Annotated in this window: 2 protein-coding genes; both read left to right on the top strand. The window is 32.2% G+C overall.

Annotated features, from left to right (window positions below; genetic code table 11):
- Positions 1–83: 83 nt before the first annotated feature.
- Complete coding sequence (locus ACFQ0I_RS05005; RefSeq protein WP_379939986.1) at positions 84–479, top strand: hypothetical protein; 396 nt, start codon at positions 84–86, stop codon at positions 477–479.
- A gap of 165 nt (positions 480–644) precedes the next feature.
- A complete protein-coding gene (locus ACFQ0I_RS05000) occupies positions 645–1,109 on the top strand; it encodes a hypothetical protein (RefSeq protein WP_379939984.1) in 465 nt (154 codons plus the stop codon).
- The last annotated feature ends 209 nt before the right edge of the window (positions 1,110–1,318 follow it).

Genomic DNA, 1,318 nt, shown 5'->3' with positions numbered 1-1,318 from the left:
TTTTCCTTCGGAAAATCCTCGCACACAAACACGCAACGTTCCTTACACATAAACGTTGTGCATAATTTCCAAACTCCAGCAAAATGACAAAATGGAAACCATATTATATTGTAATTGTGATGATGATTATCGGATTTATATTTGTGATTTTCTTTATGACTAAACAATCTGACTTTTATGATAGTTTAAAAAAAATAGACACAAGCAAAAGCTATGATATCAATGTAGAAGATGCTTATAACGAAAGAGGAATTTATGTTCTGAATAATGAATATTATCTAAATAGCGCGACATACATTGTAGGAAATCATTACGGATTTTCCAAAGATAACGCAATTTGGAGACCTAAAAACGCTGAATATAAACCTCGAATATCTGATATTTCTGCTCCTTTTACAATTAAAAAAGAAATGGATAATGATACTCTGACTTTGAAAAAAGGAGATAAAACAATATTACTGATATTAGAAACTGACTAAATAAAAAACTATGCACAACACCGTGTAAAAAACATTGCTTATTTTAGTTCAACCGTTTGGTCGTTGCTTTGCTTGCCTGCATCTGATTTTCCTTCGGAAAATCCTCGCACACAAGCACGCAACGTTCCTTACACATAAACGTTGTAGCCAATTTAAACAGACCCAATGAGAACATTTTTTATTTTAGTATTTTCTCTTTTTATGTTTTCGCTTGCAACTGCACAAACGAAAGCAACCCTAAAATCATTCCCTACAAATTTTTCGACTTCTGACTTTGAGAATCTAAAAAAATGGAACGGAGATATAATTGCGTTTGACGGAATCATAAGACAGGAAAAATTAAGTCGTAACAATACGCCTTTTTATCTTCTAGAATTGGGAGAAAACAAAAGTATTTGGACAACTCTTATGTTTGAAAATAAAGCAAATAAAATAGGAGACAGTATACGAGTTGTTGGTTATTTGACAAAAATAAAAGATAAAAGACCAGAAGAAAATTACTTAGACAATGAAAAATTTATGGTAATCGCATTTGGATTAGTTGACTTCAAAAACGAGAATTTTCTATTTCTTGGTGGAGCACAGCTTCAAAAAAAAGAATGGATTGATGGAAAAATTCCAACACAATAAAAAACTGGCTACAACACCGTGTATAAAAAATTGCTATTTTTAGCTTAACCAATGTCAGTTGCTTTGCTTGCTTGCATCTGATTTTCCTTCGGAAAATCCTCGCACACAAGCACGCAACTTTCCATACACATAAACGTTGTGTGTAAGCTTGACCCGTCCTGAAATAAGGCTACATAATTTTAAACATTATGTATAGAAATGACAAAGTA

Source organism: Mariniflexile aquimaris, from assembly GCF_042676825.1.
In the GTDB taxonomy this organism is placed as follows: domain Bacteria; phylum Bacteroidota; class Bacteroidia; order Flavobacteriales; family Flavobacteriaceae; genus Mariniflexile; species Mariniflexile aquimaris.
The sequence above is the reverse complement of the archived record's forward strand: the minus strand, read 5'-3'. Positions and strand labels throughout refer to the sequence as shown.

Bases quoted from the DNA above. Each gene is read 5' to 3' on its own strand.
- ACFQ0I_RS05005 (WP_379939986.1), top strand. From the start codon at position 84: ATGACAAAATGGAAACCATATTATATTGTAATTGTGATGATGATTATC.
- ACFQ0I_RS05000 (WP_379939984.1), top strand. From the start codon at position 645: ATGAGAACATTTTTTATTTTAGTATTTTCTCTTTTTATGTTTTCGCTT.